Raw genomic sequence first — 432 nt, 5'->3', positions numbered from 1 at the left:
GCCTTTGCCATTTCAAACGTTTATTATATTGATAATCACTTATTGTATATTGTCTAAAACGATAAGTAATAATAATAGGCAAAATAGAGAAAAAGTAATACGCAATGTAAATCAATATAATCATCTGTGTTATTTCTCTAGTTGTTAATGGTGGAAAGCTAACTTCACTAAATTCATTATTATTTCCATTTTTTCTTTTTCTTTTTTAAATACTCTTTTGGGCTTTCTAACCAGGATATTGGAAAAAGATAAATAATTAGAAATATACTTGCTGATAATAAAAGAGGACCATAATCTTGATTAGAACGAACGATACGTTCGAGTTCACATGCAATTATAATTTGGACACCCAGAGCAATATAATTGAAAACCAACATGATGCGCCTTTGCCATTTCAAACGTTTATTATATTGATAATCACTTATTGTATAT

The 432-nt window shown here is 27.8% G+C and carries 1 protein-coding gene; it reads right to left on the bottom strand.

Features of this window, described 5'->3' with window-relative positions; translation table 11 throughout:
• Window positions 1-179: 179 nt before the first annotated feature.
• Window positions 180-432, bottom strand: a 253-nt coding sequence (locus tag GQ589_RS12355; protein WP_237399244.1) for a hypothetical protein, incomplete at its 5' end; no start/stop codon positions are given.

The sequence above is a fragment of the Gilliamella sp. Pas-s27 genome, from assembly GCF_009795865.1.
Lineage (GTDB): Bacteria > Pseudomonadota > Gammaproteobacteria > Enterobacterales > Orbaceae > Gilliamella.
The sequence above is the reverse complement of the archived record's forward strand: the minus strand, read 5'-3'. Positions and strand labels throughout refer to the sequence as shown.